The 26,392-nt window shown below is 35.8% G+C and carries 23 protein-coding genes, 1 pseudogene and 4 other annotated features; of the genes and pseudogenes, 18 read left to right on the forward strand and 6 right to left on the reverse strand.

Features of this window, described 5'->3' with window-relative positions; genetic code table 11:
• Position 1: 1 nt before the first annotated feature.
• The 3 genes and pseudogenes from SJY24_RS15380 to SJY24_RS15390 form a co-directional block, all read left to right on the forward strand.
• Complete coding sequence (locus SJY24_RS15380; RefSeq protein ID WP_377865290.1) at positions 2-1,438, forward strand: GntP family permease; 1,437 nt, start codon at positions 2-4, stop codon at positions 1,436-1,438.
• A 12-nt stretch (positions 1,439-1,450) separates the two neighbouring features.
• Positions 1,451-1,588 carry a hypothetical protein gene (locus SJY24_RS15385; RefSeq protein WP_377865291.1) on the forward strand — a complete coding sequence of 46 codons (138 nt, stop codon included), beginning with the start codon at positions 1,451-1,453 and terminating at the stop codon, positions 1,586-1,588.
• Positions 1,589-1,599: 11 nt separating this feature from the next.
• Positions 1,600-1,800 (forward strand): annotated as a pseudogene (locus SJY24_RS15390) (flavoprotein); the annotation flags it as partial.
• A 136-nt stretch (positions 1,801-1,936) separates the two neighbouring features.
• Here the strand turns inward: SJY24_RS15390 and SJY24_RS15395 are convergent.
• From SJY24_RS15395 to SJY24_RS15410, 4 genes are all read right to left on the reverse strand, one after another.
• Positions 1,937-2,773, reverse strand: coding sequence for a COG4705 family protein (locus SJY24_RS15395; protein ID WP_377865292.1), 837 nt, complete (start codon positions 2,771-2,773; stop codon positions 1,937-1,939).
• A gap of 215 nt (positions 2,774-2,988) precedes the next feature.
• Positions 2,989-4,326: an FAD-binding oxidoreductase gene (locus SJY24_RS15400; RefSeq protein ID WP_377865293.1), complete on the reverse strand. Its 1,338-nt coding sequence runs from the start codon at positions 4,324-4,326 to the stop codon at positions 2,989-2,991.
• Between the two features lie 217 nt (positions 4,327-4,543).
• Complete coding sequence (locus tag SJY24_RS15405) at positions 4,544-5,029, reverse strand: GNAT family N-acetyltransferase (RefSeq protein WP_377865294.1); 486 nt, start codon at positions 5,027-5,029, stop codon at positions 4,544-4,546.
• Positions 5,030-5,081: 52 nt separating this feature from the next.
• A complete protein-coding gene (locus SJY24_RS15410) occupies positions 5,082-5,462 on the reverse strand; it encodes a VOC family protein (RefSeq protein WP_377865295.1) in 381 nt (126 codons plus the stop codon).
• Between the two features lie 260 nt (positions 5,463-5,722).
• Here SJY24_RS15410 and SJY24_RS15415 point away from each other — a divergent pair, with 260 nt between their 5' ends.
• The 3 genes from SJY24_RS15415 to SJY24_RS15425 all read left to right on the forward strand — a co-directional run bounded on the left by SJY24_RS15415 (position 5,723) and on the right by SJY24_RS15425 (position 9,015).
• Positions 5,723-6,214 carry a nitroreductase gene (locus SJY24_RS15415; RefSeq protein WP_377865296.1) on the forward strand — a complete coding sequence of 164 codons (492 nt, stop codon included), beginning with the start codon at positions 5,723-5,725 and terminating at the stop codon, positions 6,212-6,214.
• A 216-nt stretch (positions 6,215-6,430) separates the two neighbouring features.
• The gene (entB, locus tag SJY24_RS15420) at positions 6,431-7,837 is read left to right on the forward strand and encodes a cell wall-binding protein EntB (RefSeq protein WP_377865298.1); all 1,407 of its coding nucleotides are present in this window, start codon (positions 6,431-6,433) and stop codon (positions 7,835-7,837) included.
• 503 nt (positions 7,838-8,340) lie between these two features.
• Entirely contained in the window at positions 8,341-9,015 is a 675-nt protein-coding gene (locus SJY24_RS15425) for a hypothetical protein (protein WP_377865299.1), read from the forward strand.
• Between the two features lie 29 nt (positions 9,016-9,044).
• On the opposite strand, the gene SJY24_RS15430 is transcribed toward SJY24_RS15425, so the two are convergent.
• The gene (locus SJY24_RS15430; protein WP_377865300.1) at positions 9,045-9,548 is read right to left on the reverse strand and encodes a kinase; all 504 of its coding nucleotides are present in this window, start codon (positions 9,546-9,548) and stop codon (positions 9,045-9,047) included.
• A gap of 201 nt (positions 9,549-9,749) precedes the next feature.
• Positions 9,750-9,980 (forward strand) — a binding site (T-box leader).
• A 106-nt stretch (positions 9,981-10,086) separates the two neighbouring features.
• On the opposite strand from SJY24_RS15430, the gene serS reads away from it, so the two are divergent.
• The 3 genes from serS to SJY24_RS15445 all read left to right on the forward strand — a co-directional run bounded on the left by serS (position 10,087) and on the right by SJY24_RS15445 (position 12,530).
• Positions 10,087-11,361: a serine--tRNA ligase gene (gene serS / locus SJY24_RS15435; RefSeq protein WP_377865302.1), complete on the forward strand. Its 1,275-nt coding sequence runs from the start codon at positions 10,087-10,089 to the stop codon at positions 11,359-11,361.
• 61 nt (positions 11,362-11,422) lie between these two features.
• Positions 11,423-11,962, forward strand: a complete 540-nt coding sequence (locus tag SJY24_RS15440) for a GNAT family N-acetyltransferase (RefSeq protein WP_377865303.1) — start codon at positions 11,423-11,425, stop codon at positions 11,960-11,962.
• Positions 11,963-12,005: 43 nt separating this feature from the next.
• Positions 12,006-12,530 (forward strand): cysteine hydrolase family protein, encoded by a 525-nt coding sequence (locus tag SJY24_RS15445; protein ID WP_377865304.1) that lies wholly within the window; start codon positions 12,006-12,008, stop codon positions 12,528-12,530.
• A gap of 247 nt (positions 12,531-12,777) precedes the next feature.
• Here the strand turns inward: SJY24_RS15445 and SJY24_RS15450 are convergent, their stop codons facing one another.
• A complete protein-coding gene (locus tag SJY24_RS15450) occupies positions 12,778-13,215 on the reverse strand; it encodes a YndM family protein (protein WP_098498622.1) in 438 nt (145 codons plus the stop codon).
• A gap of 151 nt (positions 13,216-13,366) precedes the next feature.
• Here SJY24_RS15450 and SJY24_RS15455 point away from each other — a divergent pair, with 151 nt between their 5' ends.
• From SJY24_RS15455 to SJY24_RS15495, 9 genes are all read left to right on the forward strand, one after another.
• Positions 13,367-16,879, forward strand: coding sequence for a DUF4020 domain-containing protein (locus tag SJY24_RS15455; protein ID WP_377865305.1), 3,513 nt, complete (start codon positions 13,367-13,369; stop codon positions 16,877-16,879).
• A 108-nt stretch (positions 16,880-16,987) separates the two neighbouring features.
• Positions 16,988-17,224: a binding site (T-box leader), on the forward strand.
• Positions 17,225-17,278: 54 nt separating this feature from the next.
• Positions 17,279-17,513, forward strand: a binding site (T-box leader).
• Between the two features lie 194 nt (positions 17,514-17,707).
• Complete coding sequence (locus SJY24_RS15460; protein WP_001273571.1) at positions 17,708-18,784, forward strand: bifunctional 3-deoxy-7-phosphoheptulonate synthase/chorismate mutase; 1,077 nt, start codon at positions 17,708-17,710, stop codon at positions 18,782-18,784.
• 9 nt (positions 18,785-18,793) lie between these two features.
• Positions 18,794-19,013 (forward strand) — a binding site (T-box leader).
• Between the two features lie 53 nt (positions 19,014-19,066).
• A complete protein-coding gene (aroC, locus tag SJY24_RS15465) occupies positions 19,067-20,239 on the forward strand; it encodes a chorismate synthase (protein WP_377865307.1) in 1,173 nt (390 codons plus the stop codon).
• A 17-nt stretch (positions 20,240-20,256) separates the two neighbouring features.
• Positions 20,257-21,357 (forward strand): histidinol-phosphate transaminase, encoded by a 1,101-nt coding sequence (gene hisC / locus SJY24_RS15470; protein ID WP_377865308.1) that lies wholly within the window; start codon positions 20,257-20,259, stop codon positions 21,355-21,357.
• A complete protein-coding gene (tyrA, locus tag SJY24_RS15475; RefSeq protein WP_377865309.1) occupies positions 21,350-22,450 on the forward strand; it encodes a prephenate dehydrogenase in 1,101 nt (366 codons plus the stop codon). Before hisC ends, tyrA begins: the two co-directional genes overlap by 8 nt.
• 15 nt (positions 22,451-22,465) lie before the next feature.
• Positions 22,466-23,755, forward strand: a complete 1,290-nt coding sequence (gene aroA, locus SJY24_RS15480; RefSeq protein WP_377865310.1) for a 3-phosphoshikimate 1-carboxyvinyltransferase — start codon at positions 22,466-22,468, stop codon at positions 23,753-23,755.
• Positions 23,756-23,794: 39 nt separating this feature from the next.
• The gene (locus SJY24_RS15485; protein ID WP_377865311.1) at positions 23,795-24,280 is read left to right on the forward strand and encodes a SpoIIAA family protein; all 486 of its coding nucleotides are present in this window, start codon (positions 23,795-23,797) and stop codon (positions 24,278-24,280) included.
• Positions 24,281-24,569: 289 nt separating this feature from the next.
• A complete protein-coding gene (locus SJY24_RS15490) occupies positions 24,570-25,730 on the forward strand; it encodes a GNAT family N-acetyltransferase (protein WP_377865312.1) in 1,161 nt (386 codons plus the stop codon).
• A 109-nt stretch (positions 25,731-25,839) separates the two neighbouring features.
• Positions 25,840-26,295, forward strand: coding sequence for an NUDIX domain-containing protein (locus tag SJY24_RS15495; protein ID WP_377865313.1), 456 nt, complete (start codon positions 25,840-25,842; stop codon positions 26,293-26,295).
• The last annotated feature ends 97 nt before the right edge of the window (positions 26,296-26,392 follow it).

Raw genomic sequence — 26,392 nt, forward strand, 5'->3', positions numbered from 1 at the left:
TATGGATTTACTGATTGTATTGCTATCGCTTGGCTTGCTTATATTTGTGGCTTACCGAGGATTCTCAGTCATTTTATTCGCTCCGTTATGTGCATTGCTAGCTGTGTTTTTAACAGAGCCGGAGTACGTTTTACCGTTCTTTTCCAATGTTTTTATGGTGAAGATGGTCGGATTCATAAAATTATATTTTCCTGTGTTTTTGCTTGGAGCGATATTTGGTAAAGTGGTAGAAATTACTGGAATAGCAGAAAAGATCGCAAAAATTATCATACGTTTTATAGGTGTGAAAAGAGCGATTCTTTCCATCGTGTTAATGGGAGCGATTCTTACATACAGTGGTGTCAGTTTATTTGTCGCAGTATTTGCGATTTATCCATTTGCGGCGCAATTATTTCGTGAGGCGGATATTCCGAAACGTCTCATTCCAGCGACAATTGCATTCAGTGCTTTTACGTTTTCGATGGATTCGCTTCCTGGATCTCCTCAAATCCAAAATGTTATTCCAACTACGTTCTTTAAAACAGATATTTATGCGGCTCCTACATTAGGAATTATAGGAGCATTGTTTATCTTTATATGTGGCATGCTGTATTTGGAAAGGTGTAGGAAGAAAGCTGCTGCTAAGGGAGAGGGGTACTTTGGTAAAGGCGGTGCCACTTCTGAACTTGCTGCCACAACTAGCGCACAATCGGTGCAAGCGCCAATTGCTTCCAGCGATGTTATTCCAGCTAGTTACTGGGTAGCTTTTCTTCCGCTTGTACTGGTTGGAGTGATGAATAAAGTCTTTACAGAATTCATCCCCGTTTGGTATACAAAGGGATTTGATTTTGCATCCATTGGTTTGAAGGAGTACGGAACGATTGATATGGGACAAGTCGTGGGTATTTGGTCAGTGGAAATGGCACTTCTTATCGGAATATTGGCTGCTATATTATTAAACTTCCAAGCGGTAAAAGAACATTTTCAATCTATTACAAGCGTAGGCGTAAGTGGTTCAATCTTAGCTGCTATGAACACTGCAGCCGAGTATGGATTCGGTGCCGTTATAGCAGCTTTACCCGGATTTGTCATGATCCAAAATTCTTTGACAGGGACATTTTCAAACCCTTTAATTAGTGGAGCGGTCATGACGAATATTTTGTGCGGTCTGACGGGATCAGGTTCGGGTGGAATGAGTATTACATTAGGTTTAATGGCAGAAAAATATATTGAAGCAGCAGCGAACTTTGATATTCCGTTAGATGTGCTGCATCGTGTAATTGCGATGGCAGCAGGAGGTATGGATACTTTACCTCATAACGGAGCAGTTATAACCTTACTTGCGGTTACAGGATTAACGCACCGGGAAGCTTATAAAGAGATTTTTGGTATTACGATAATTAAGACATTAGCCGTTTTCTTCGTTGTTGGAGTGTATATGATGTTTTCTATTGTATAGGAGGGAGGTTGATTGGCTGTTATAAATAACGCAGCCATCAAGTTTATATATAATGGTAAACAGAAACAGCCATCATTCCATGAAATGACGGCTGTTTGTATGTTTTCAATGAATTTCACAAAAAAAACTTCAATTGTAGATTGGAATTGAACTATCCACTTAGTTTAGAGGAGGGGGATAAAGCCCATGAATCATTATTACTTACGCTAGGTATGCTAGATACAGTTGTCGTTCAAAATGGCTCGTTATTAATCCCGTCTGTGCGCACTAAATTTAGTGATGATGCAAAAGTTACAGATGAGGATACAAAGCAAGCTCTTATCTCTTTAGTTCAAAGTGTAGTAGACGAAATAAGGGAATAATGATTTGTTTTATAAAAAAGGCAATACTACTGGTAGTTTATAAGTAGTATTGCCTTTTCATTTTCTTTTGTTTGAAATTTTGTACTATTGATTAGGAAATCATGTCACCTATTTTAAGGTTCAGATAAAATATATATTAATGTACGCTCGGGTTCACGTCTTTTTTCGTCTTGGTCAAATAAATAACTAAGCTCAAAATTGTTACGAGGAAGATTACGCTAGTTCCCACGGTACCGAGACCAAGACCACCGGAATTGTGGGGCTGTGATAAATAATCTCCAAAAGAGGCGCCAAAAGGACGAGTTAAAATATAAGCGATCCAAAAGGCCAACACTGCATTTAATTTGAAACGGTAGTAAGCGATGGATACAGCCCCAATTAATGCGGCAAATATGAGCGCTGAAATCAAGTAACCTAAGTTGAGACTCTCTGCTACGAGATCACCAGCTGCAGTACCTAATGCGAAGGTGAATAGGATAGCCGACCAATAGAATACTTCACGTTTTGTTGTGTAAATAGAGTGAATGGACAGTGTTTTTTCACTCACATACCAAGCAGCAAAAGTTGCCAGTAGCAAAAGAGTGAAAACGATGGTTGTAGTCTCTAAAGCGATTCCGAAGTTGTCCGTAAGATTGTCGGTGACCAGCGTGCCAACAACACTAATTAGCAAAACAGTGAGCCAGTAAACCGATGGAATATACTTCTTCAACCTGAACTGGAAGAACAGTGTTATAAACAAGAGAGCACTCATAACAAAGGTCGTTTTAGTCAAGCCGAAGTTCAAGTTGGTATTTAAGAAGTCCGCGCCTGTTTCGCCCACTGTAGTTGCCATGATTTTGATAATCCAGAAGAAAATCGTGACTTCTGGAACTTTGCTCAGCAGCTGCCAACCTCGTAATGAAACAGAATTGACTTCATCAGGAAGAGGGATATTATCTCTATTTTTATTTTGGTCCGGCTCATAATTTTTCATATATGATTCCTCCTTACTAGTTATTTATGTATAAACTGAGTGTAACTAATAAGAATGAGATTCAGATGAAATTAGGATGAAAAGAACATTAAAAAAAGATGAAAAAAGAAATGAAATACATCCAGCATAGAAAAAACGATTCTTCCCATAATTTTCATGGAAAGAATCGTTCCTTTTTTACTAGAAATATAAACTATAAATTTCAGTATTGACTATTAAAAGGGCGGAATACTTTGCGGGAAGTTGAAAATGTTTTTTGGGTCATATTTAGTCTTTACTTCCATTAACCGATCAAAGTTACAGCTGTAGTAAGCATCCGGCCAATCTTTAATGGAGAGGTCGGGTGTATTAACGTAAACGCCTTTTGTGTATGGTAACATTGCTAATCGGAAATCTTCGGTCCATCGAATGCTTGCGGCAGCACCTTCTTCTTGATCCCAAGTGGAGAATATTGACATGTTCGAAAGTGCTTTTCGATAAAAATATGCTGTAGAATCGTTCGATACGTCTGCTACGGCTCCGCCTAAGCCATGGAAAAATAGAGAGGTTGTTGCATGCTGGGGGGAATTGTTTAAAAAGTGATCGACGATCGTGAGTGCTTCTTCTGGCAATGGTGCATACAAATATGGACCTACACTTTTAAATGGTAAAGGCTCTATAGGCTGTGTTGCAGCGATTCGTGTTGCAGCTTCTACCCAAGGTATTTCATTTATAGTTACTGTTAATGGTAAACCGGTTTGTAATAATGGCTGTAGAAGCGCTTGCAATTGTTGGACTGGACCTAGGAATACTCCTTGCATCAATAACGATGGTTCCACCCCTGAAGACATGAAGAGGGTGCTTGTAAATCGCTTATCAGCGCAAGGAAGAGTGTATTCTTGCCAAGACTTTAGTACAGGTTTTAAATCTTTTAAACCCCAACTAATTTCCGCAAATCCCACTGTATTAATTTTATGTGTTCGAAACTTGAAGGAAGTACATATTCCAAAGTTACCACCACCTGCACCTCGATATGCCCAGTAGAGATCCGGATTATGATTAGCGTTGGCGCGTATAATACAACCGTTTGCATCAACCATCTCTAGCTCAATTAAATGATCAAGAGTTAATCCCCATGAACGGGAGAGTATACTATGTCCACCGCCTAATGTAACACCTGCAATACCAGGAGTAGGACAAACTCCACTTGGCACAACTAATCCCTCAGCCGCGAGCGTTTCGGTTAAAGAAAGGTTTCTCCATCCAGTCCCGATAGTAACAGTCCCACCATTATGATCTATTTCTAATTGCTTCATTTCACTTACATCAATTACAATTCCAGCATTGTTAACGGATAACCCTTCGTAATTATGACGACCAGAGCGCATACGCATAGGTACGTTATGCTGTCTCGACCAGCGAACTGCATTTCCTACATCCTGTGTATTTTGAGCAAAGACAATGATTAATGGGAATTTGTTGAAAAATGTGTTGAATTCCTCTCTAGCGGAATTATATTCTGGATTTCCGGGAGTTACGATACGTCCTGTAAGTTCAATATTTTGATTACTCATTAAAGTCTTCTCTCCTTGTCACAAAATAAAATATCTAAAATGTTATTCGTCAGGTGTAAAATCAAATAGAAAAATAGAACTGACTATACGTTATAAGTAAATGAATGAGTGAGGGTGATTATTCCTAGAATGGGATTTTCGGGTCTATCAGGGAATCGAGATAATAAATAAAAGGCAACACTACATGTATCTCAAATGCAGCATTACCTTAATAAAGTTAAATATATATACTTAAAATTTCCCCAGGTAATCCATCAATCTCACAAACTACATCTGATGTAAAACCAACGTTAATTAATATTTTTCGAGAGGGGATATTATTTGGATCGATAATTGCCTTTAGTACGTTTACATCTGTCTGTTTCGCTATTTCAATTAATCCTCTTGCAATATAACTACCATATTTTTTTCCCCAGTGCTCTGGCAAAATCATATACCCAATTTCAGCTTCTTTTACATGATCTTCATTCACTGTTACATGTCCAAGGCCGATAAATTCATTTGTTGCACTGTCATAAACTTTATAAGACCCAAACAGTTTATGTTTTTCATTGCGCCTTAACAATTTTTCATAGTCGTTTTGTGCCTCTTCTAGCGGAATAGCACGCTCTGTAATTTGTGCCATCACTCTTTCATTTGATACGAGCTGGAAGTATGGATTAAAATCTGTTGCTTCAAATTTTTTGAAATGTAGTTTATGCATCGGATTCCTCCAAACGAATTTTTAATTGTTCTTCAGAAAAGATAATCGACAGTTAAATAGTAATCTCTATTTGATTACCTTCAGGATCACCAATTACACTTTCATAATAGCCATCTCCAGTGAAACGTGGTCCATTTAATAAAGGATAATCTGCTTCTTTTAACGTTTTTGTTAGTTCATTTACACGTTCTTCACTACCAACAGAGAAAGCCATATGTGCATAGCCAGTTATATTTAGGTTAGGCTCGTTTTCTATGCCTTTCTTACGCATAATTTCAAGGCGTGCTCCAGATTCGAACGTAATAAAATATGATTCAAATTGTTTTGCTTCGTTTTGATATAAAGAGTTTGCTTTGCCGTTGAAATACTTCGTATAAAAAGTACGCATTAATTCTAAATCATTTACCCAAATTGCTATATGTTCGATTTTCATTGGTTTCACCAATCCATTCTGTATGTAAATTAAAAAATATGTACTCTGTAATAATTAGCGAAGGTGAACAACACTAGTTAGATGTTCACTGTATTAAATTTGCAATCATATTGCAAGAAATAAGAATGGACGTTAGGAAAAAGCGGATTGTAATGAAAAAATTTATTAATGGTATTAGATAATTTTTAAGTCATAACATGCATACAATGTCTAATTAAGTGAATTACGTACGTCAAAATTTCAAATAAGGAGGGACATTTGTGGGGCAATTTGGACAAATGGTGATTGTCGGTATTTCCATGTCTTTTATACTGTCTATTATGATATTAGGGTCTACATATTATAATCCTCGTCTTTGGTTAAATGATTATCCGAAAGATATTCAAAAAGTAGTTTTACCAAAATCGATAAATGAAAAAAAACAAATGTTTTATTTCGGAATTATTTACAATATTATTCTCTTTGGAACACCTTTTATTTCTACATATATACTACATCACCATGGGAAATTATTGTATATTGAGGCCTATTTACATTCTTTTGGGATTGTAATGATTTTCAATTTAGTAGATTTATTAATAATCGATTGGCTTATATTTTGCTGGATTACTCCGAGGTTTGTTGTTATTCCTAGTACTGAGGGAATGAAAGGATATAAAGACTATAAGTTTCACTTAAGAGGTGCAATAGCTGGAACGCCATTTTTAGCAATTGTAAGTTTATTTTTGGCAGGAATTGCGACAACTATCTAGTGTGAAATAGAAGGTCATGAAGAGTTTATAGAAGATAAGGAGATTTATAATGTATAGAATTAGAAATGAGAATTTGATAATATTGGAGTAGAAAGTTTTAAAAACAGTATATTAAGTGGTATTGATATACTGTTACAAATGTTTTGATACTCTGTGGAATTCCCTAATTTTATGGAAGAATTTCAAAGAGCTCAAAAAAACGTAATGGAGGCTAATATGAAAAAAGTAATTGGTGCAGCAACAGCAACGTTTTTTGGATTGGGGGCATTTACTACAACTGTTACCGCAGAAACGATCGTAACAGCAGATGTACTCAATGTACGTGAAAAACCGACTACAGAATCAAAAGTTGTCGAAAAAGTAAAAAATGGGCAAGAGTTAAAAGTCATAAATACCGAAGATGGGTGGTCAAAAATTGAGTTAAATGGTAAAGAAGTATTTGTAAGTTCAGAGTTTACAAAAGACATTTACCATGTAACAGCAAATTTGTTAAATGTACGTACTGAAGCAAACACAGAATCAGAAATTCTTGGCAGACTGAAACAAGATGATGTAATTGAATCAGCACATCAAGTAAAAGATGGATGGCTGCAATTTGAGTATAAAGGAAAAACAGCTTATGCAAATGTTTCTTTCCTATCAAGTACAGCACCAATTGAAAAGAAAGCTGAAGAGAAAACGAAACGAGTAGCGAAAGTACAAAAAGCAGTTAAAGCAAAGGAAGAAGTAAAAACGCAGAAAGAAGCAAAAGTACAAGAAATAGCAAAAGCGAAAGAAACAACAAAAGAGCAGAAAGAAGTGAAGGTAAAAGAAATAGCAAAGCCTAAAGAAGAAGCGAAAGTAACAGAGAGAGTAAAAGTTAAGGAAGAAACGAAAGCAGAAGAAATAGTAAAGCCTAAAGAAGAAGCGAAAGTAACAGAGAGAGTAAAAGTTAAGGAAGAAACGAAAGCAGAAGAAATAGTAAAGCCTAAAGAAGAAGCAAAAGTAACAGAAGAAGCAAAAGTGCAAGAAATAGAAAAAGTAAAAGAAGAAGCGAAAGCGCAAGAAATAGCAAAGGCTAAGGAAGAAGCAAAAGCACGAGAAATAGAAAAAGAAAAAGAAGAAGCAAAAGCACAAGAAATAGCAAAGGCTAAGGAAGAAGCAAAAGCACGAGAAATAGAAAAAGAAAAAGAAAAAGAAGAAGCAAAAGCAAAAGCAAAAGCAAAAGCACAAGAAATAGCAAAGGCTAAGGAAGAAGCAAAAGCACGAGAAATAGAAAAAGCGAAAGCAAAAGAAGCAACAAAGACACAAGAAGTATCTAAAAATAACACACAGTCTGCTAAACGTGAATTAACGGTAGTAGCGACAGCATATACTGCTGATCCAAGTGAAAATGGTACATATGGTGGACGTGTTTTAACTGCGATGGGTCATGATTTAACGACAAATCCTAATATGAGAATTATTGCAGTAGATCCGAAGGTAATCCCATTAGGATCTAAAGTATGGGTAGAAGGTTATGGAGAAGCTATTGCTGGTGATACTGGTAGTGCTATTAAAGGAAATCGTATTGATGTTTTAATGGGTTCAAAAAGTAAAGCTATGAATTGGGGAAGGCAAACTGTTAAAGTAAAAGTTCTATAATAATTATAGTTATCCAAATAGAAGTCAGTTCTCTTTATTGAGACTGGCTTTTATTTTTTGCCTTAATGTGATTCATTGAAAAAATTTGAAGGATATGTAAAAGAATAAAACCTTAATTTTGCTCCTGAGTACAGTGAGCAGTAAAAGTAACCCTTTTGAATTATTTAATCCTTATTTGTATTTCTGACAACCATATTGTTCTTCTATCACTATTAAAATACAATTAGATAAATAGGAGAAGAATATTCATAAAATAGTAATTGTTTTATTTAGTCTTATACTAGGGTTTATAACGTTCCAAATCCCTATAGTGTCAGAATGGATACAGAACTCAGTCTTTTTGTAAATTGTTATTATTTTATTATCGTATTCATACCAAAAAGATAACGGTGATAAGAATGAGAAAAATGATGATTAGCAACAATAGAAAATGTTTTACGTACCGAAAGTTATTAAAAGGTTAGTATCGAGGATCACCTTTATAAGCGAGAAGAGGATAGAATATGACAACAGAATTATATGGCGCACATTGCAATGAAATGAAAGGGTATAGAGTAATGGAAGGAAAAGATTCATATAATCATTATTTCGGTGGTCAAGATTGTGAATTACCATTGTGTAAGTTATGCGGTGAGAAAATGCATCAAATTTTTTGTTTTGATTTGAAAGATGAGAAACTTGCTGAACTTAAAAATGCTGAATTGATCGTATTACCATTCATCTCTTGCTTGAATTGTGCGATGGTGTGGGAGCCGCAATATTTTCAATTAAGTAATGGGGGCAAAACGGTACAAATAATAAAACAAGACAATACGGAAGAGTGGATTATGGAAGCTGAGGATAAGCTACCGGTCAATCTTCCAAAAACTAATGTAAAGTTAACGAATATGAAAAATGAGGATATACCTACTGATGAAGATAGTTACTGGGAAGCTTTTGACTTATTCGGTTCGGAATATATATGTAGATTGTTAGGAGCGCCTTTATATGGTGATGTTCCAGAAGATTTAGGATGTCCAACTTGTTCGAAAGAGATGAAATATGTTGCTACAATTACACAAGATCTTGAGGAACGGGAACTTATTTCAGTAGTTGATTTCCAGTTTGGGGAAATGAATATATATTATTATGTATGTAAAGATTGTTCCGTTATGAAAACTGAAATTCAAGGAACATAAAAGAATAAGACTGACATAAAAAGTCAGTCTTATTTTTGATGTGTCACATCATTAAGAATCGCATGAAAGATGTCTTTTTGAATGAAATCATCTGTAAAAATAGTTTCTTTATCAACTTCAATTGTATCGTGAGGATTATACCATTTACTTAATAAATCCTCGCTAAACTCATGCCGTTTTTCTCTTGTATTATGTCGTCTAATGGTTTCCTCTAGTGATAAATCGAAGTAATATGTATGTGCGTCGTCGTCAAAATAATGTATTAATTCTTTTAACATATCTCCATATCTACCGCTGTTTAGAATACCTTCTAAAATAACAAATTCACATTTTCCTTTTCCATACTTCGTAATTTCAAATAGTAAATCATGAGATAAGTTACCCATTGTGTCGTGCACTTTTAACATATCTCTACGCACGACATCTTGAGAGACTAGTAGTGTCCCTTGGCCAAAATGCTCTTGCAGTTCTTTTGCGATTGTTGTTTTGCCACTTGCGGAGTTTCCTCGAAGAATAATTAATGTTGATTTCAAATTCTCATCTCCAAATTGTTTTATTAAGCGTTTCTCGCCAGTTTATAGAAGCTATTGCTTTCAAAGTGATATGGGACATCGTAAATAACCTCCAGTTTATTTGTGGTTTGATTATAGGAACACTTTATTTTAAAGATACAATATTTTCTTGAAAAATAAACAGAATTATTGTAAAGTAATGATAATTAAAATTTATATTGTTTAAAAGCTATGAAAGGAAATAGTAACAAGTATCTTTTCTTTTAGAGAGTCGGTGGGTGGTGTAAACCGATAGAAAGCGCTTGTGAATCCGTCCTTGAGCGAAATGTGGAACCCTTCAATGTGAAGTTAGTAATCGTTTCCGGTTAAAAACCGTTAATTTTTTAAGTGGAAAGCTTTTATATTCTATGCTTTCAACTAGGGTGGCAACGCGGGTTAACTCTCGTCCCTTTTATAGGGACGGGAGTTTTTTGTGTTTTTTTAGTGAAATTTCCTATCTTAAAAGCTTAATGTGAACGAAGAAGATGACATTAGTCACTTATTAAAGGAGAGATAAGACATGTTAGATGTAAAAGTATTACGTGCTAATTTTGAAGAAGTAAAGAAAAAATTGATTAATCGCGGTGGAGAGTTTCTTGAATTGGATACATTTGAAGAATTAGATCAAAATCGTCGTGAACTGTTAGTAGAAGTAGAAGAATTAAAAAGTAAACGTAATGGAGTATCTGAGCGTATTGCGAAGTTAAAGCGTGAAAAACAAGATGCAAATGAACTTATTAGTGAAATGCGTGAAGTAGGAGAAAGTATTAAAACATTAGATGATGGGTTACGTAATGTAGAAGAGAAATTGAATTCTATATTATTGGCATTACCAAATATACCTAGTGAAACAGTGCCTATTGGAGCATCAGAAGATGATAATGTTGAATTACGCAAGTGGGGAGAAATAAACGAATTTTCATTTGAAGCAAAACCACATTGGGAAGTTGCTGAAAAATTAGGGTTACTAGATTTTGAACGAGCAGCAAAAGTAACAGGAAGCCGCTTCGTATATTACAATGGCTTGGGAGCACGTTTAGAGCGAGCAGTAGCTAACTTTATGCTAGATTTACATGTTGAAGAACATGGATATACGGAAGTAATTCCACCGTTTATCGTAAATAGCGATAGTTTAATAGGAACCGGACAATTCCCAAAATTTAAAGAAGATGTATTTACATTAAAAGACACAGAGTACTCTTTAATTCCAACGGCGGAAGTACCATTAGCGAACTATTATCGTGACGAAATATTAAATGGTGCAGAATTACCTATTAATTTTACTGCTCATACGCCATGTTTCCGTTCTGAAGCGGGTAGTGCAGGACGTGACACGAGAGGGCTTATTCGCCAGCACCAATTTAGCAAAGTTGAAATGGTTAAGTATACCAAGCCAGAAGAATCATACGATGAGTTAGAAAAATTAACTGCGAATGCCGAAAGGGTACTACAATTGTTACGATTACCTTATCGAGTTATCGTATTATGTACAGCTGATATAGCATTTCCAGCTGCGAAAACATATGACATTGAAGTTTGGTTACCAAGTTATGGGAGATATCGTGAAATATCTTCTTGCTCAAACTGTGAAGATTTCCAAGCGCGTCGTGCAAGCATACGTTTCCGTCGTACACCAGGTGCGAAACCAGAATTTGTACACACATTAAATGGTTCTGGGTTAGCTATAGGGCGTACAGTAGCAGCTATTTTAGAGAACTACCAACAAGAAGACGGCTCAGTTAAAATCCCAGAAGTATTGCGTCCATACATGGGGAGAGTAGAGGTAATTAAATAAGAAAGATGATGATGTAAAATAAAGTTTAGCAGTTTATAAAATACTAGCAACGAGGTGCTACATGTTGTTTCAAAACAATAATTTATCGGTTAGATATGTAATAGAAGAAGATGCATCTATCATCTCTAAATGGTTAACAGATCCAGAAGTCCTGCAGTATTACGAAGGACGAGATAATCCGCAATCTGTAGAAAAGGTACTTGCTCATTTTATACATAATCCTAACAGTAATGAAAAAAGATGCTTAGTAGAATTCAATGAAATACCGATCGGTTACATACAAATGTATCCTGTTGACTCTGAATGGAAAGCTTTGTATGGATATGAAAAATCGCAAAATATATGGGGCATGGACCAATTCATCGGTGAACCAGCATATTGGGGAAAAGGAATTGGAACAACCCTTGTTCAAGCAGCAATTACATACATTATGGAGAAAATGGGTGCGGAAGCAATCGCGATGGATCCGAGAGTAAATAATGAACGTGCGATAAAGTGTTATGAAAAATGTGGATTTAAAAAAGTGAAGATTTTAAAGGAACATGAGCTACATGAGGGGAAATTAGAAGATTGTTGGATGATGGAATATAAACAATTATAATGATTTATGAAAGGGCTTATACAAACAAAGGGAGCTGTGTAAAATGAAAAAAGCATTAATAGTAATTGATGTGCAAGCGGGTATGTATACAGCAGGAATCCCAGTACATAATGGGAAAAAGTTTTTAGAAACATTACAAGAACTTATTGGGGAATGTCGTTCAAATGGTATTCCGGTTATTTATGTTCAACATAACGGTCCAAAAGATCATCCGTTAGAAAAAGGGGCAGATGGTTGGAAAATACATGCGGCGATAGCTCCGCAAGAGGGTGATAGTATCGTTGAAAAGACGACACCCGATTCATTCTATAAGACGAACTTGAACGAAGTTTTGCATGAAAAAGGCATTGAGCACGTTATTATTTCAGGAATGCAAACAGAGTACTGTGTGGATACGACAACGCGCAGAGCATTTAGTGAAGGGTATAAAGCAACGTTAGTAAGTGATGCGCATAGTACGTTTGATACAGATGTATTACATGCTGAAGATATTGTAAAGCATCATAATGTTGTATTTGCATCATTTGCGGATGTTATTGCATTGAAAGATCTAAAAGTAGAAGCGTAAGTATTGGAGTGGCTGTCTCTCAATGGGAGGCAGCTTTTTTATTTGAGGATAGGCCGTCAAACATTGCCGATAAATCGATATTTTTTGTCAAATCGTTTATATAATTAGAGTTACGATAGATATATTCAAAAAACCGTTATTATAATTTCATTCACCGTATTGATGTCACAAAAAACAAAAAGGAGCGCCACATCGTCAAAAATTCGACTGATGAGATAGCTCCTTTTTTGCACCAGTAACTATCGCTTTACTTTTTCTTATCTTTATCCAACACATTCTGTTCTTCAGCAAACTCCGTACCATATGCAAATCTGCGATTAATACGAATATTATCGTTGTTATGACGAGTACGTGAATGAGAAAAGCGATGAACAATTACTTCAGATAATGTAAAGACGATGGCAGAAAGGATACTGCCCCAAGCAATTTGCATGTAGTTGTCTAATAAAATATTTCCGAAGATCCAAACGCTTAAATACGTAAGTAAAAAATTTGTCATAATGGCAGCAGAATCGCCAATTCGATTTAAAATGATTTTATCAACAAACATGTAAGAAACGATTGTGACAAATAGACTAAAAGAAATAATTTGGACGAACGTAGCAGGGAAAAATAAAGCTAATCCGATACTAAAAGCGATGAGACACGATATAAATTTAATTACTATTACAGTAAAATCATTCAACATTTACACCTCCGATTTATACATAGTTTTACAATAAATTCAGGAGTTCATACATTGGAACTGATTTATTTAGGTAAAACTTTTTCATGTTTGAATTTTTGTCTAAATATTAAAAAAACAGAAGAAAAATGTTATAGTAAAATGAGAGCGTATGACATTTTTAGGTAAGGGGGAATCCGGGATGTGGATAACTTCAGAAGTAGAAATTCCAGATGAGTTAATCGATCACCTTGAACAAGGGAAGTTAGTATTATTCGTTGGAGCAGGAGTTTCTATGAAGGGGAAATCAAACTTACCGAATTTCGATGATTTAGTTGATGAAATTTCGAAAGCTTTATATGTCGAAAAGCGTGAGATGACAGAACCCCACGATTATTATCTTGGTAAAATTGCGAAAACGAAAGATGTGCATCAAGTTGCAAGAGATCTCGTTAATATAGATAAATCAAAACCAAACCCATTACACTATGCTATTCCAAGGTTGTTCCCAGTAGATACGGATGTTCGTATTGTAACGACAAACTTTGATCAACATTTTACGTCTGTAATTGCTGAAATGAAAAGAGAGCTGAATATTTATTATGCGCCAGCTTTACCGACAGGGAGAGCGTTTAAAGGATTGGCTTACATACATGGAAATATAGAACAGGAGAAAGAAGCTTTAATTTTAACAGATGGTGATTTTGGAAGGGCTTACTTAACAGAAGGTTGGGCGAGACGATTTTTAGTTGATTTATTTTCAAATTACACCGTTTTATTCGTTGGTTATAGTCATAATGACCCAGTAATGAAATATTTAGCAACAGGTTTACCGCCGAGTACAAGGCGGTATGCTTTCGTCGCACAAGGTGACAATACATACCACTGGGAACATTTAGGGATAAGACCGATTGTGTATCCGAATAAAGCTAATAATCACCAGTCACTTGTGAAAGCGGTGAAACGATGGGCGGAATTAATGGGTGATAATTATATTACGAAAAGAATGCGTATTCGTGATATTGTAACCGTTCCTCCATCAGTAGAACAGGAGCAATTATCCTATATAAAACAATCAATAAAAAAAATCGAAACAGTTCGGTACTTTGTTGAATTTGCTCGTGATTACGAGTGGGTGGAATGGCTGGAAGCAGAGGGCAAACTAAGAAATTTATTTCAGCTTACAGCAAATTACGATGAAGTAGATGAATTACTTGCAGAATGGTTAGTGGAGCAATTCCTTTTTACTCATCAAAAAGAACTATTTCAATTGATTTTTAAAAATCATTCTAAAATATCCCCGTTATTGTGGCGAATAATTTGCACTTACTTGAACGAAACGAAAGAAACGATGGATCCTTTGTTGTTTGCAAAATGGACATTGCTTATATTAGAAACGGCAGAAAAAGATAGTAGCTCTATTGAAATGATTTCATACTTACTGCAAAAATGTTCTTTCCCAGAGCATAAAGAAATTGCTTTATTGTTACTAACGTTTATTTTAGATGGAAAACTTAAATTGAAGCGTGTAAGAAAATGGGGAAATGATACGCAAGAATCAATTGAACTAGAGGAATCGAGTCGTTTACCGGTGTCTAAATTTTCTCATGTGGAGCTAATTTGGAACGATAAGATGAGACCGCATATTACTTATTACGCTGTTCCAATTATGGTGATGGGATTAGAAAAGATGCGCCTGTTGTCATTAAGACAAACAGCACTGAAAAAAAGAAATAAGGATAATGTAGAGAGAGAGTTTTATCAAAATGACCTCGCATTTTTAATTCAAATTGTAAAAGAGTGTCTTACATATTTATGTGAAAACAACGAGAAAAAAGCGGATTATTATATTACAGAAATGATAGAAACAGATAGTATACTTCAGAAGCGAATCGCGATTGAAGCGATGAATAAAAATGTGTTCGTTACTGCGGATGTCAAATTGAAATGGTTACTACATGAAGGCCTTCTGCTAGATTTCACATATAAACATGAAGTGTTTCAACTGTTAAAGAATTATTATGCAGATGCTTTAGAAGAAACAAAAGAAGAAATGATTCAAACTGTATTAGAACATCTTGCAGAAGAGAGGGCGTTTGATGCTTGTCTCGTATTAGATTCATTATTTGCATGCGATGCGAATAGTCGATGCACGATAGAAGGATATGAATTAATGAAACAGAAGCACCCTCATTTTTCTTCTGATCGATACAGTGTTCCGAAGAAAGAATCTATTGAACAAAGCATTACTTGTAATGTAACAGCTGATGGATTACTACAGCTGAAAGACGAGGAAATAATGAAGCAAGTTCTGCAGTTTTCTCAAGATGGTGTTTTTGAGCAACGTCATTTTTTAGAGATGTTATCAAAAGCATGTAAATTGAATGTAGAGTGGAGTATTTCGTTTGCTTATCAACTAGTAGGCGTACATGAAATTAGTAATGAAGTTTGGTTTGTTTGTATTAGAGAATGGCGAAATAATAGGAATTTAACGAGTGAGCAAATTCAAAGGATTATTCCGTTATTGCAGAAGTTTTCTCGAAATACTACTTTTCATTGGCTAATTAGTAGTTTTCTATATGAAATTAGCAATCGATTAGAAGAGCTAGAAGAAAACAGTATACGGGTTGTAAAGCGCTTTGCTTTTTCAGTATTTCCACATGTTATGAGAGGGGAAACAGATTTTAAAATTGGAAAACAAGAGTTTTACAATGAGTCTATACAGCATCCTGTTGGAAAGATGACAGCTGTATTGCTAAAACTGTTAGCATACGATCACTTATATGATCGCAATGTATATGAATATTTATTTTTATTTGAGGAACAGGTAAGGGTTACTTCGGAAAGAACGAACTTTATGTTAGCTCGTTTAACAGCAGATATTACGTTTTTATACCATATTGAGAAGCAATGGTGTCGAAAATATTTATTACCTTACTTAGATTTAAAGAAAGAAAACGAGCTGACCAAATATGCGTGGGCGGGATTATGTTATACGCAAATTAATTTACCTCTATTTACAGAAATAAAGAGATATATTAAATATGCGGTAGAACATTTAGAGGTGCTGCATCCGTATACGAGAGAAGCATTTTTAAAATGGCTTAGCTTTGTATTTATTAAATGTGTACTGTATTGGGAGCAAAAAACAGATTGGTTATACCCACTCTTAATGCAAGTAAACGAAAATAATAAAATTAAATTTATGCAGTATGTATGCTACTACGTAAAAACGTTAAGTACAAAAGAACAACAAAAATTTTGGACAGCATGGCTAAGTGTATTTTTAAGAGAACGTCCGAAAATGGGTGTAATAACTACGAGAGAATATATGATGCTTTTACGTATTGTATTATGTATGGATGAGATTTTAGAAAAAGGACTTTGTATTATATCAAGTAAATTTCTAGGTGTAGAAGGGCAATGCAATCAAGAGGAAATGAAACAGTTATTTACTGAGATGCTTGAAAAGAAGAATAGCATGAAAGAATATAAAGGGCTTTATGCAAATGTCTTTTTTATTTTACTTCAAACACGTCAAGAAGCTGATTTACTTGAGAAGGAAATCATACAAATAAAAGAACAATTAATTGAGTATGGAGTAGAAAAACACGTATTAAAATTAATTGAAAATGAGATGATTCGTATCGGAATAGTAATGGAGAATTTGCAAGAAGAATTCTAGGGTGAAAGTGGAATTTTTAAAAAATAAATAAAAAGTTGTTGACAGTGTTTTAAAAAGCGTTCTATAATACGAATCATACTTATTCAATTTCAAAAACATTTGAATAAACAAAGTGCAATGAAGAGATCACAGTAGTGGTTAGTCTTACTGTAACAGAGAGCTGGTGGTTGGTGTGAACCAGTACAGGGATAATCATGAATTACAGTCTTGGAGCATCTTTTTCGTAGTAAAGATACAATTGTCTTTATGAAGAAAGAGCGGTCAAATGATCGTTAACAGTGAAGAGAGGTAGACGGAAAGTTAGTCTACAACTAGGGTGGTACCGCGATAAATATCGTCCCTACTGATTTATTCAGTAGGGACTTTTTGTATTTTGACGGTCCAACTTGAAAATATAATAAACATGCGTTGAAAGGAAAAGCAGTAGTTGTTGTTTCCCTGTAACAGAGAGCTGGTGGTTGGTGCGAACCAGTACAAAAACAAGAGCGAATTACAGTCCTGGAGCATCTTTTTCGTAGTAAAGATATGTATCTTTATGAAGGGAAAGACGGTCACATTGATCGTTAACAATGAAGAGAGGTAGACGAAATAAGTCTACAACTAGGGTGGTACCGCGATAAATATCGTCCCTACTGATTGAATCAGTAGGGCTTTTTTGTACAAAAAAGTGGCGTATTAACTAGTAGTTAGTGTCTTTATGGTAATTATTAGTTTAAAATAAGAAGAGGTATCGATTCCACTTTAAATTTGTATAATTAACCAGTTCTGAAAATAGAGAATTTTTCATTCTCTTACTATACTTTTAAAACATTAGAGGAGGATTTCCAAATGGCAAATCATGAATTAGATCAATTACGTAAACAGGTAGATGAAATTAACTTACAACTACTACACCTATTAAACAAACGCGGTGAAATCGTTCAAAAAATCGGGGAACAAAAACAAGTACAAGGTACGAAACGTTTTGACCCAGTACGTGAGCGTGAAGTGCTTGATATGATCGCAGAGCATAACGAAGGACCATTCGAAACATCAACAGTTCAGCATATTTTCAAAACGATTTTCAAAGCAAGCTTAGAATTACAAGAAGATGATAACCGTAAAGCGTTACTAGTATCACGTAAAAAGAAAAAAGAAAATACAATCGTTAATGTGAAAGGCGAATTGATTGGAAACGGAACACAAACGTTCATTATGGGACCTTGTGCAGTAGAAAGCTTAGAGCAAGTTCGCCAAGTAGGGCAAGCGATGAAAGATCAAGGGCTAAAATTAATGCGCGGTGGTGCTTTCAAACCGAGAACATCTCCATACGATTTCCAAGGTTTAGGAGTAGAAGGATTACAAATTTTACGCCAAGTAGCAGATGAGTTCGACTTAGCGATTATTAGTGAAATTTTAAATCCGAACGATGTTGAAATGGCGCTAGACTACGTTGATGTAATTCAAGTTGGAGCACGTAACATGCAGAACTTCGATTTACTACGAGCTGTAGGTAAAGTTAACAAGCCAGTATTACTAAAACGTGGGTTAGCAGCAACAATTGATGAGTTCATTAATGCAGCGGAATACATTATTGCGCAAGGTAATGACCAAATTATTCTTTGTGAGCGCGGTATCCGCACATACGAAAGAGCGACACGTAACACATTAGATATTTCAGCAGTTCCGATTTTAAAGAAAGAAACACATTTACCAGTTATCGTTGACGTAACACATTCAACTGGACGTAGAGATTTACTATTACCAACAGCGAAAGCAGCACTAGCAATTGGTGCGGATGCAGTAATGGCTGAAGTTCATCCAGACCCAGCAGTTGCATTATCAGACTCTGCACAACAAATGGATATTCCAGAATTCCATAGATTCATGGATGAGTTAAAAGGTTTCAAAAATAAATTATCTTAATTCCATATCATATATGCGCTGAAGAGGAAATAGTAGTGCTTATCTCACTGTTAAAGAGAGCTGATGGCCGGTGTGAATCAGTACAAAGGTAAGCATGAATTACAGCCTTGGAGCATCTTTCCCGCCAACTTTTGGAGAGAAAGACGGTCAAACGATCGTTAAAGAAGAAGAGAGGTAGACGAAATAAGTCTACAACTAGGGTGGTACCGCGATAAACATCGTCCCTACTGAGCGCTCAGTAGGGACTTTTTTGTACAAAAAAATAGTAAAGGGGCAAGAGAAATGAGATACATTACAGCTGGAGAATCACATGGGCCGCAGTTAACAGTTATTTTAGAAGGTGTACCAGCAGGTTTAACATTAACAGCGGAACATATTAATAAAGAATTATTAAGAAGACAAAAAGGGCATGGACGCGGAAGACGCATGCAAATTGAAACTGATACTGTTGAAATTGTAAGTGGTGTTCGTCACGGGATGACACTTGGCTCACCGATTACGTTAATCGTAAAAAATGATGATTTCAAACATTGGACGAAAGTAATGGGTGCAGACCCGATTTCGGAGCAAGAAAGTAAAGAAATGAAACGTACAATTACAAAACCACGTCCAGGACATGCGGATTTAAACGGAGCAATTAAATATGGCCATCGTGATATAAGAAACGTATTAGAGCGCTCATCTGCAAGAGAAACGACAGTTCGTGTAGCTGCTGGTGCAGTTGCGAAACAAATTTTGAAAGAATTAGGCGTGGAAATTGCAGGGCATGTTCTTGAAATTGGTGGGGTACAAGCGAAGCGTATTTCAAACTTACCAATTGAAGAAATTCAAACGATAACTGAAAATTCACCAGTTCGATGTTTAGATAAAGAAGTAGAACAAGAAATGATGAATGCGATTGATGATGCGAAAAGTAGCGGAGATTCTATAGGCGGTATTGTCGAAGTCATTGCAGAAGGAATGCCAATTGGAGTTGGTAGCTACGTTCATTACGACCGCAAATTAGATGCAAAACTGGCCGGTGCTATTATGAGCGTGAATGCGTTTAAAGGTGCTGAGATCGGAATTGGTTTTGAAGCGGCAAGACAGCCGGGAAGTAAAGTGCACGATGAAATTTTATGGGATGAAGAAAAAGGATACACGAGAAAAACGAACAATGCCGGTGGTTTAGAAGGCGGTATGACAACGGGAATGCCAATTGTCGTAAGAGGCGTAATGAAGCCAATTCCTACATTATATAAACCGTTAGCAAGCGTTGATATTGATACGAAAGAAGCGTTCCAAGCGAGTATTGAGAGATCTGATAGCTGTGCAGTACCAGCAGCAGGTGTTGTGGCTGAAGCTGTCGTTGCATGGGAACTTGCAGATGCACTAGTCGAGCAATTCGGAAAAGATCGCATGGAATTACTAAAGCAAAACATTACACAACATAATAAATATGCAAAAGAATTTTAATAAAAGGTGGGCTTAGCATGCAAGTAAAAGATCAACTATCATCATTACAACCGTACAAACCAGGAAAATCACCAGAGCAAATGAAAGAAGTGTACGGAGATCATTCATTTGTGAAATTAGCATCGAATGAAAATCCATTCGGCTGCTCCCCACGGGTTTTAGAAGAATTGCAAAAATCGTGGTTGGAACATGCTTTATATCCTGACGGAGGTGCTACAACGCTCCGTCAAACAATCGCAGAGAAATTAAATATTCAAATGGAACAAATACTTTGCGGTAGCGGTTTAGATGAAGTTATTCAAATAATAAGTCGCGCCGTGCTTAGAGCTGGAGATAACATTGTAACGGCTGGCGCAACATTCCCGCAGTACCGTCATCATGCAATTATTGAAGGCTGTGAAGTGAAAGAAGTTGCTTTAAATAACGGTGTATACGACTTAGACGAAATTTCGTCAGCAGTTGATAACAATACAAAAATCGTTTGGATTTGTAATCCGAACAACCCGACAGGCACATATGTGAATGAGCAAAAATTGACTCAATTCATTGAAAGCATTAGTGAAAATACGTTAATTGTCATTGATGAAGCGTACTATGAATACGTAACAGCAAAAGACTTCCCTGAGACATTACCGCTTCTAGAAAAACATAACAACATTCTTGTACTTAGAACGTTTTCTAAAGCGTACGGATTAGCTTCTTTCCGTGTTGGCTATGCGATTGGACAGGAAGAGTTAATCGAGAAATTAAATGTCGTACGTTTGCCATTTAACGTATCTTCATTAGCGCAAAAAGCAGCGACGATTGCATTTAATGATGAAGCGTTTATTGAAGAAATTGTACATGTTAATAAAGAGGGAATACAACAATACGAAAGTTTTTGTAAGGAAAACGAAATTCCATTTTATCCGTCGCAAACAAACTTCATCTTCTTACCAGTAGATAATGGTGGAGAGATTTATGAAGCTTGTGCACACGCAGGATTTATTATTCGTCCGTTCCCGAATGGTGTCCGTATTACAGTCGGCACAAGGGAGCAAAATGAAGGAGTGATTTCAGTGTTAAAACAACACTTTGAAAATAAGAAAAGTAAGTCTCGAGATGAGGCAAATGTGTAAAAAGGTAGTATTAATTGGAACAGGTTTAATAGGAGGTTCTCTCGCGTTAGCAATTAAGAAAGAGCACGATGTAACGATAACAGGTTATGACATATTTCAAGAGCAAGTAGAGCGTGCGAAAGAATTACATGTAGTAGATGAAGTAGCAGTAGATTTACAGCGTGCATGTGAAGAGGCACATTTAATTGTTTTTGCTTCTCCAGTTGAAGAAACGAAGAAGTTATTACACAAATTAGCGTCATTTCGTTTACGAGAAGATGTTATAGTGACCGATGTTGGTAGTACAAAAGGAACGATTATGAACGAAGCGGAAGCTTTATTTTCAAAGGAAGTTTCTTTTATTGGTGGACATCCAATGGCAGGTTCTCATAAAACTGGAGTTGAAAGTGCAAAAGCACATTTATTTGAAAATGCATTTTACATTTTAACACCGATGAACCACGTGCCAAATGAACAAGTGGAAGAGTTAAAAGGTTGGTTAAAAGGAACAGGCTCACATTTTCTCGTCTTAAATACAGAAGAACACGATTATGTAACAGGAATTGTTAGTCATTTTCCGCATCTTATCGCAGCAGGATTAGTAAAACAAGTTGAGAAACATGCAGGAGACAATCCGCTCATTCATCAATTAGCTGCTGGTGGTTTTAAAGACATTACACGCATTGCATCAAGTAGTCCGAAAATGTGGAGTGATATTGTAAAACAAAATCGTGGGCATTTATTGGAACTATTAGAAGAATGGATCTCAGAAATGGAAGAGTTATATAAGACTGTTTCTAAAGGAGATGCAGGTGAAATACAAAATTATTTTGCTGACGCAAAAGAATACCGTGATTCTTTACCAGTACGAAAGAGAGGTGCAATTCCTGCCTATCATGACTTATACGTCGATGTTTTAGATAAAGTAGGAGCTTTAGCTCATATTACGAGTATTTTAGCAGAAGAGGAAATTAGCATTACAAACTTGCAAATTTTAGAAGCACGCGAAGGATTGCTCGGGGTACTTAGAATTAGCTTCCAAAGAGAAGAAGATCGCATGAAGGCAAAGCTGGCGCTAGGAAAAGAAGAATACCAAACGTATGAAACAAATTAAAAAGAGGGTGATAACGTGAAAGAAACTACAATACAAACAGTAACTAACGGATTGAATGGCGCAATTACAATCCCTGGTGATAAATCCATTTCGCACCGTGCTGTCATGTTTGGCGCAATTGCAGAGGGAAAAACAACAATTAAAGGATTTCTTCCTGGTGCGGATTGTTTAAGTACTATTTCTTGTTTTAAAGAAATGGGAGTAGAGATAACGCAAAATGGAGAAGAAGTTACGGTAATTGGAAAAGGATTAGAAGGTTTGCAAGAGCCAAAAGCTGTATTAGATGTTGGTAATTCTGGTACAACGATCCGATTAATGTCAGGGATTTTGGCTAACACACCATTTTTCTCTTGCGTACAAGGTGATGCGTCCATCGCAAAAAGACCGATGAAACGTGTAACAAATCCATTAAAGCAAATGGGTGCAAATATTGATGGCCGAGAAGAAGGAACATTTACGCCGCTCACAATACGTGGCGGAGATTTAAAAGCGATTGAGTATACTTCACCTGTAGCAAGCGCACAAGTAAAGTCAGCTATTTTACTTGCAGGTCTTCGTGCAGAAGGTGTAACAACTGTTACAGAACCACATATTTCCCGCGACCATACGGAAAGAATGCTTGAAGCGTTCGGTGTAAAGGTAACTCGCGTGGGGAAAACTGTAAAACTAGCGGGTGGACAGAAGTTAACAGCAACAGATGTTCATGTGCCAGGTGACGTATCATCAGCGGCATTTTTCTTAGTAGCAGGTGCAATTATCCCAAATAGTAAACTAGTATTACAAAATGTAGGAATGAACCCAACGCGTACAGGTATTATAGATGTCTTAGAGAGAATGGGTGCTACATTTACGGTAGAGTCAATTAACGAAGGGGCATCTGAACCAGCTGCAAACATTACAATCGAAAAATCTTCACTAAAAGGAATCGAAATTGGCGGAGATATAATCCCAAGATTAATCGATGAAATTCCAGTTATCGCTTTAGCAGCAACACAAGCAGAAGGCATTACAGTTATTAAAGATGCACACGAGTTAAAAGTAAAAGAAACGAACCGTATTGATACAGTCGTTGCTGAATTAACGAAACTCGGAGCCCGCATTGAAGCAACTGATGACGGAATGATTATTTACGGCAAATCAACTTTAAAAGGTAGTGCAGTACATAGTCACGGAGATCATCGCATAGGCATGATGCTTGCGATCGCCGGCTGTATTGCTGAAGGAGAAACAACGATTGAAGATGCAGAAGCAGTAGGTGTATCGTATCCTACATTTTTTGAAGAACTGCAAACGTTAGCTAAATAAAGTGATGAGAAGCAGATATGCAATGTATCTGCTTTTTTTATGTTGGCTTTTTTCGTAAATAATGTTGCTTTATTGCATAAGAATTTTATCCTTATTGATTTTATGAGATTTTTACGCATAATTGTAACTAAGGGAGATGACTCCAAGTTGAGTAAACAGAATATCAGCACAACAGTTTCAGGGGATTTAATTGTTACCCATCTAATTGGCAAGATTAATACAGCTGATGTTTATGAATGGTTTAATGGCTTCGAGCAGGTTTGTCAGCAATTCATTTCCGAGGGTCGGAAATACAAATTGTTGGTGGACAGAAAAGGATACACGCCAGATCATTTTTCTGTTCAAAAAGCATGGAAAGATAAGTTCTTCAATGAAACCATTTTGAATCACAGTAAGGCAATTGCGTTTCTCCTTGAAGAAGGGGAGATAATGAATTATTTACAACAATCCAATACGAAAGAATCCGTAAAATTTTTCGATGAGTATGAACAAGCATTAATTTGGTTGAATGAATATCCAATATAAAACCTTTATTGAACCAGTTTCTCTCAATCAACTGGTTTTTTTTATGCCCCTAATGTTGCCGTTGTCTTAAGTTTCATCACTTTCAATGGTACCTCTTAGCTTCGCAAACCGAAGAGAACGCAAGGCGTTTAATATGTTATGCCGCCAATAGAAAGCAGTTGAAAAGAGCCTTTATGCTAGATTGTTTCTAAATCGATATCTTTTGTTGAAACATCCTCGTAATTTCACTTACCGAACTATAATAGTTTGAATTATGATATAATTCAAACTAGGAATGGAGGAGAAATATATGAACGTTATACAATTAAAAGAAGATAAGTTTAGAGAAGCATTACGTTTATCAGAATATGCTTTTCAATATAAAGCAAATGAAGAATGGATAGAGCAGAAAATTGCAAGAATGAAGGAAAGCCATCAAATATACGGTATTATGGAAGGAGAAGAGTTAGCTGCAAAGTTGCACTTAATTCCTTTTCATATTTACATAGGAAAAGAAAAGTTTAAAATGGGCGGCGTTGCGGGGGTAGCGACGTATCCGGAATATAGAAGAAGTGGATATGTAAAAGAGTTACTTCAGCATTCACTGCAAACTATGAAAAGAGATGGATATAGTGTATCGATGTTACATCCATTTGCCGTTTCATTTTATCGTAAATACGGCTGGGAACTTTGTGCGAATCGAATCGTATGTCAGATGACAAAGAGCGATTTAATAATTAAAAAACAAGTGAATGGTACAGTGAAACGTTTTAGTAAAGATAATCATCCAGAAGAAGTAGAGAATCTATATGAAACATTTGCAGAACGATTTTCTGGTATGTTAGTTCGCGGACGTAAATGGTGGCTACAAGCGGTGTATCATGATTTAACATTGGCGGTTTACTATGATGAAAATAAAACGGCGGCTGGTTACATTTTATACAAAATAGAGAATTCTAAAATGACAGTAAAAGAATTTGTCCCATTACATAATGAAGCGAGAAATGGCCTTTGGAATTTCATTTGCCAACATGATTCTATGATTAAAGAACTAGAAATGATACTAAGTGAGACAGAACCACTTCTTTACACATTACAAGAACCACGAGTAAAAGCAGAAGTAACTCCATATTTCATGGGAAGAATTGTAGATGTAGAACAGTTTTTCAAACAATATGAATGGAACTGGAACAACGAAGAGAAAGAAGTAATTTTACATATTACAGATTCATTTGCACCGTGGAATAACGTAACTGTGAAACTTGTAAATCATGAAGTAACAATTATAAAAGGTGGGACATTGAATAAAGGAATTAGCCTGGATATCAATGCGCTATCTACAATAATGTTTGGTTACAAGCGCCCATTAGAACTAAATGAGCTAGAATTAATTAGCGGAAGTGAAGAGGAGATACGAACATTTGAGAATGTAGTACCGATGCGTGAAGCATTTATTTATGATTTCTTTTAATTAATGTCATGTGCTATGTATGAGTAACAAAGTACTATAATGATAACCTTTATATTATAGTACTTTTCTATTAATAGAGTGAAATCATTATTTTAGGAGGAAAAATAGAATGATTAGGCAAGCTGTAGGTGCGATCGTATTCCAACACAGTGAATTTTTATTGGTACATAAGGTGAAAATTAGCGACATAGATGGAGAATATGCTATGTCAAAGGGGGAATGGGATTTTCCTAAAGGTGGAGTGAAACATACAGATAATGATTTAGAGAGTGCTATTTTGAGAGAGCTGGAAGAAGAAACTGGATCTACAAAGTTTAAAGTTATAAAACAATTTGAAGATAAAATTTGCTTTGGCTTTCCTGAAGAACTCAAAATGAAAATTGGCTATGAAGAGCAAGAAACTACTATGTTTTATGTAGAATATATAGGTGACAGAATAGATTTACATCCAAAAGATAATGAAATAAGTCAAGTTCAATTTTTTAAGATACAAGATGTATGGAGGGTTTTAAGTCATGATGATACAAAGAAATTTTTTGAAGGGATAACGCAAAAAATGTATTAATATCTTAATTGAGTGTGTTATTTGATAATGTTTCAATAGCTTATTTACACACTTGACTTTTAATCCATGTAATTTATAATTAAAAACGGAATGAATT

Source organism: Bacillus sp. R86525 (assembly GCF_042466195.1).
In the GTDB taxonomy this organism is placed as follows: Bacteria; Bacillota; Bacilli; order Bacillales; family Bacillaceae_G; genus Bacillus_A; species Bacillus_A nitratireducens.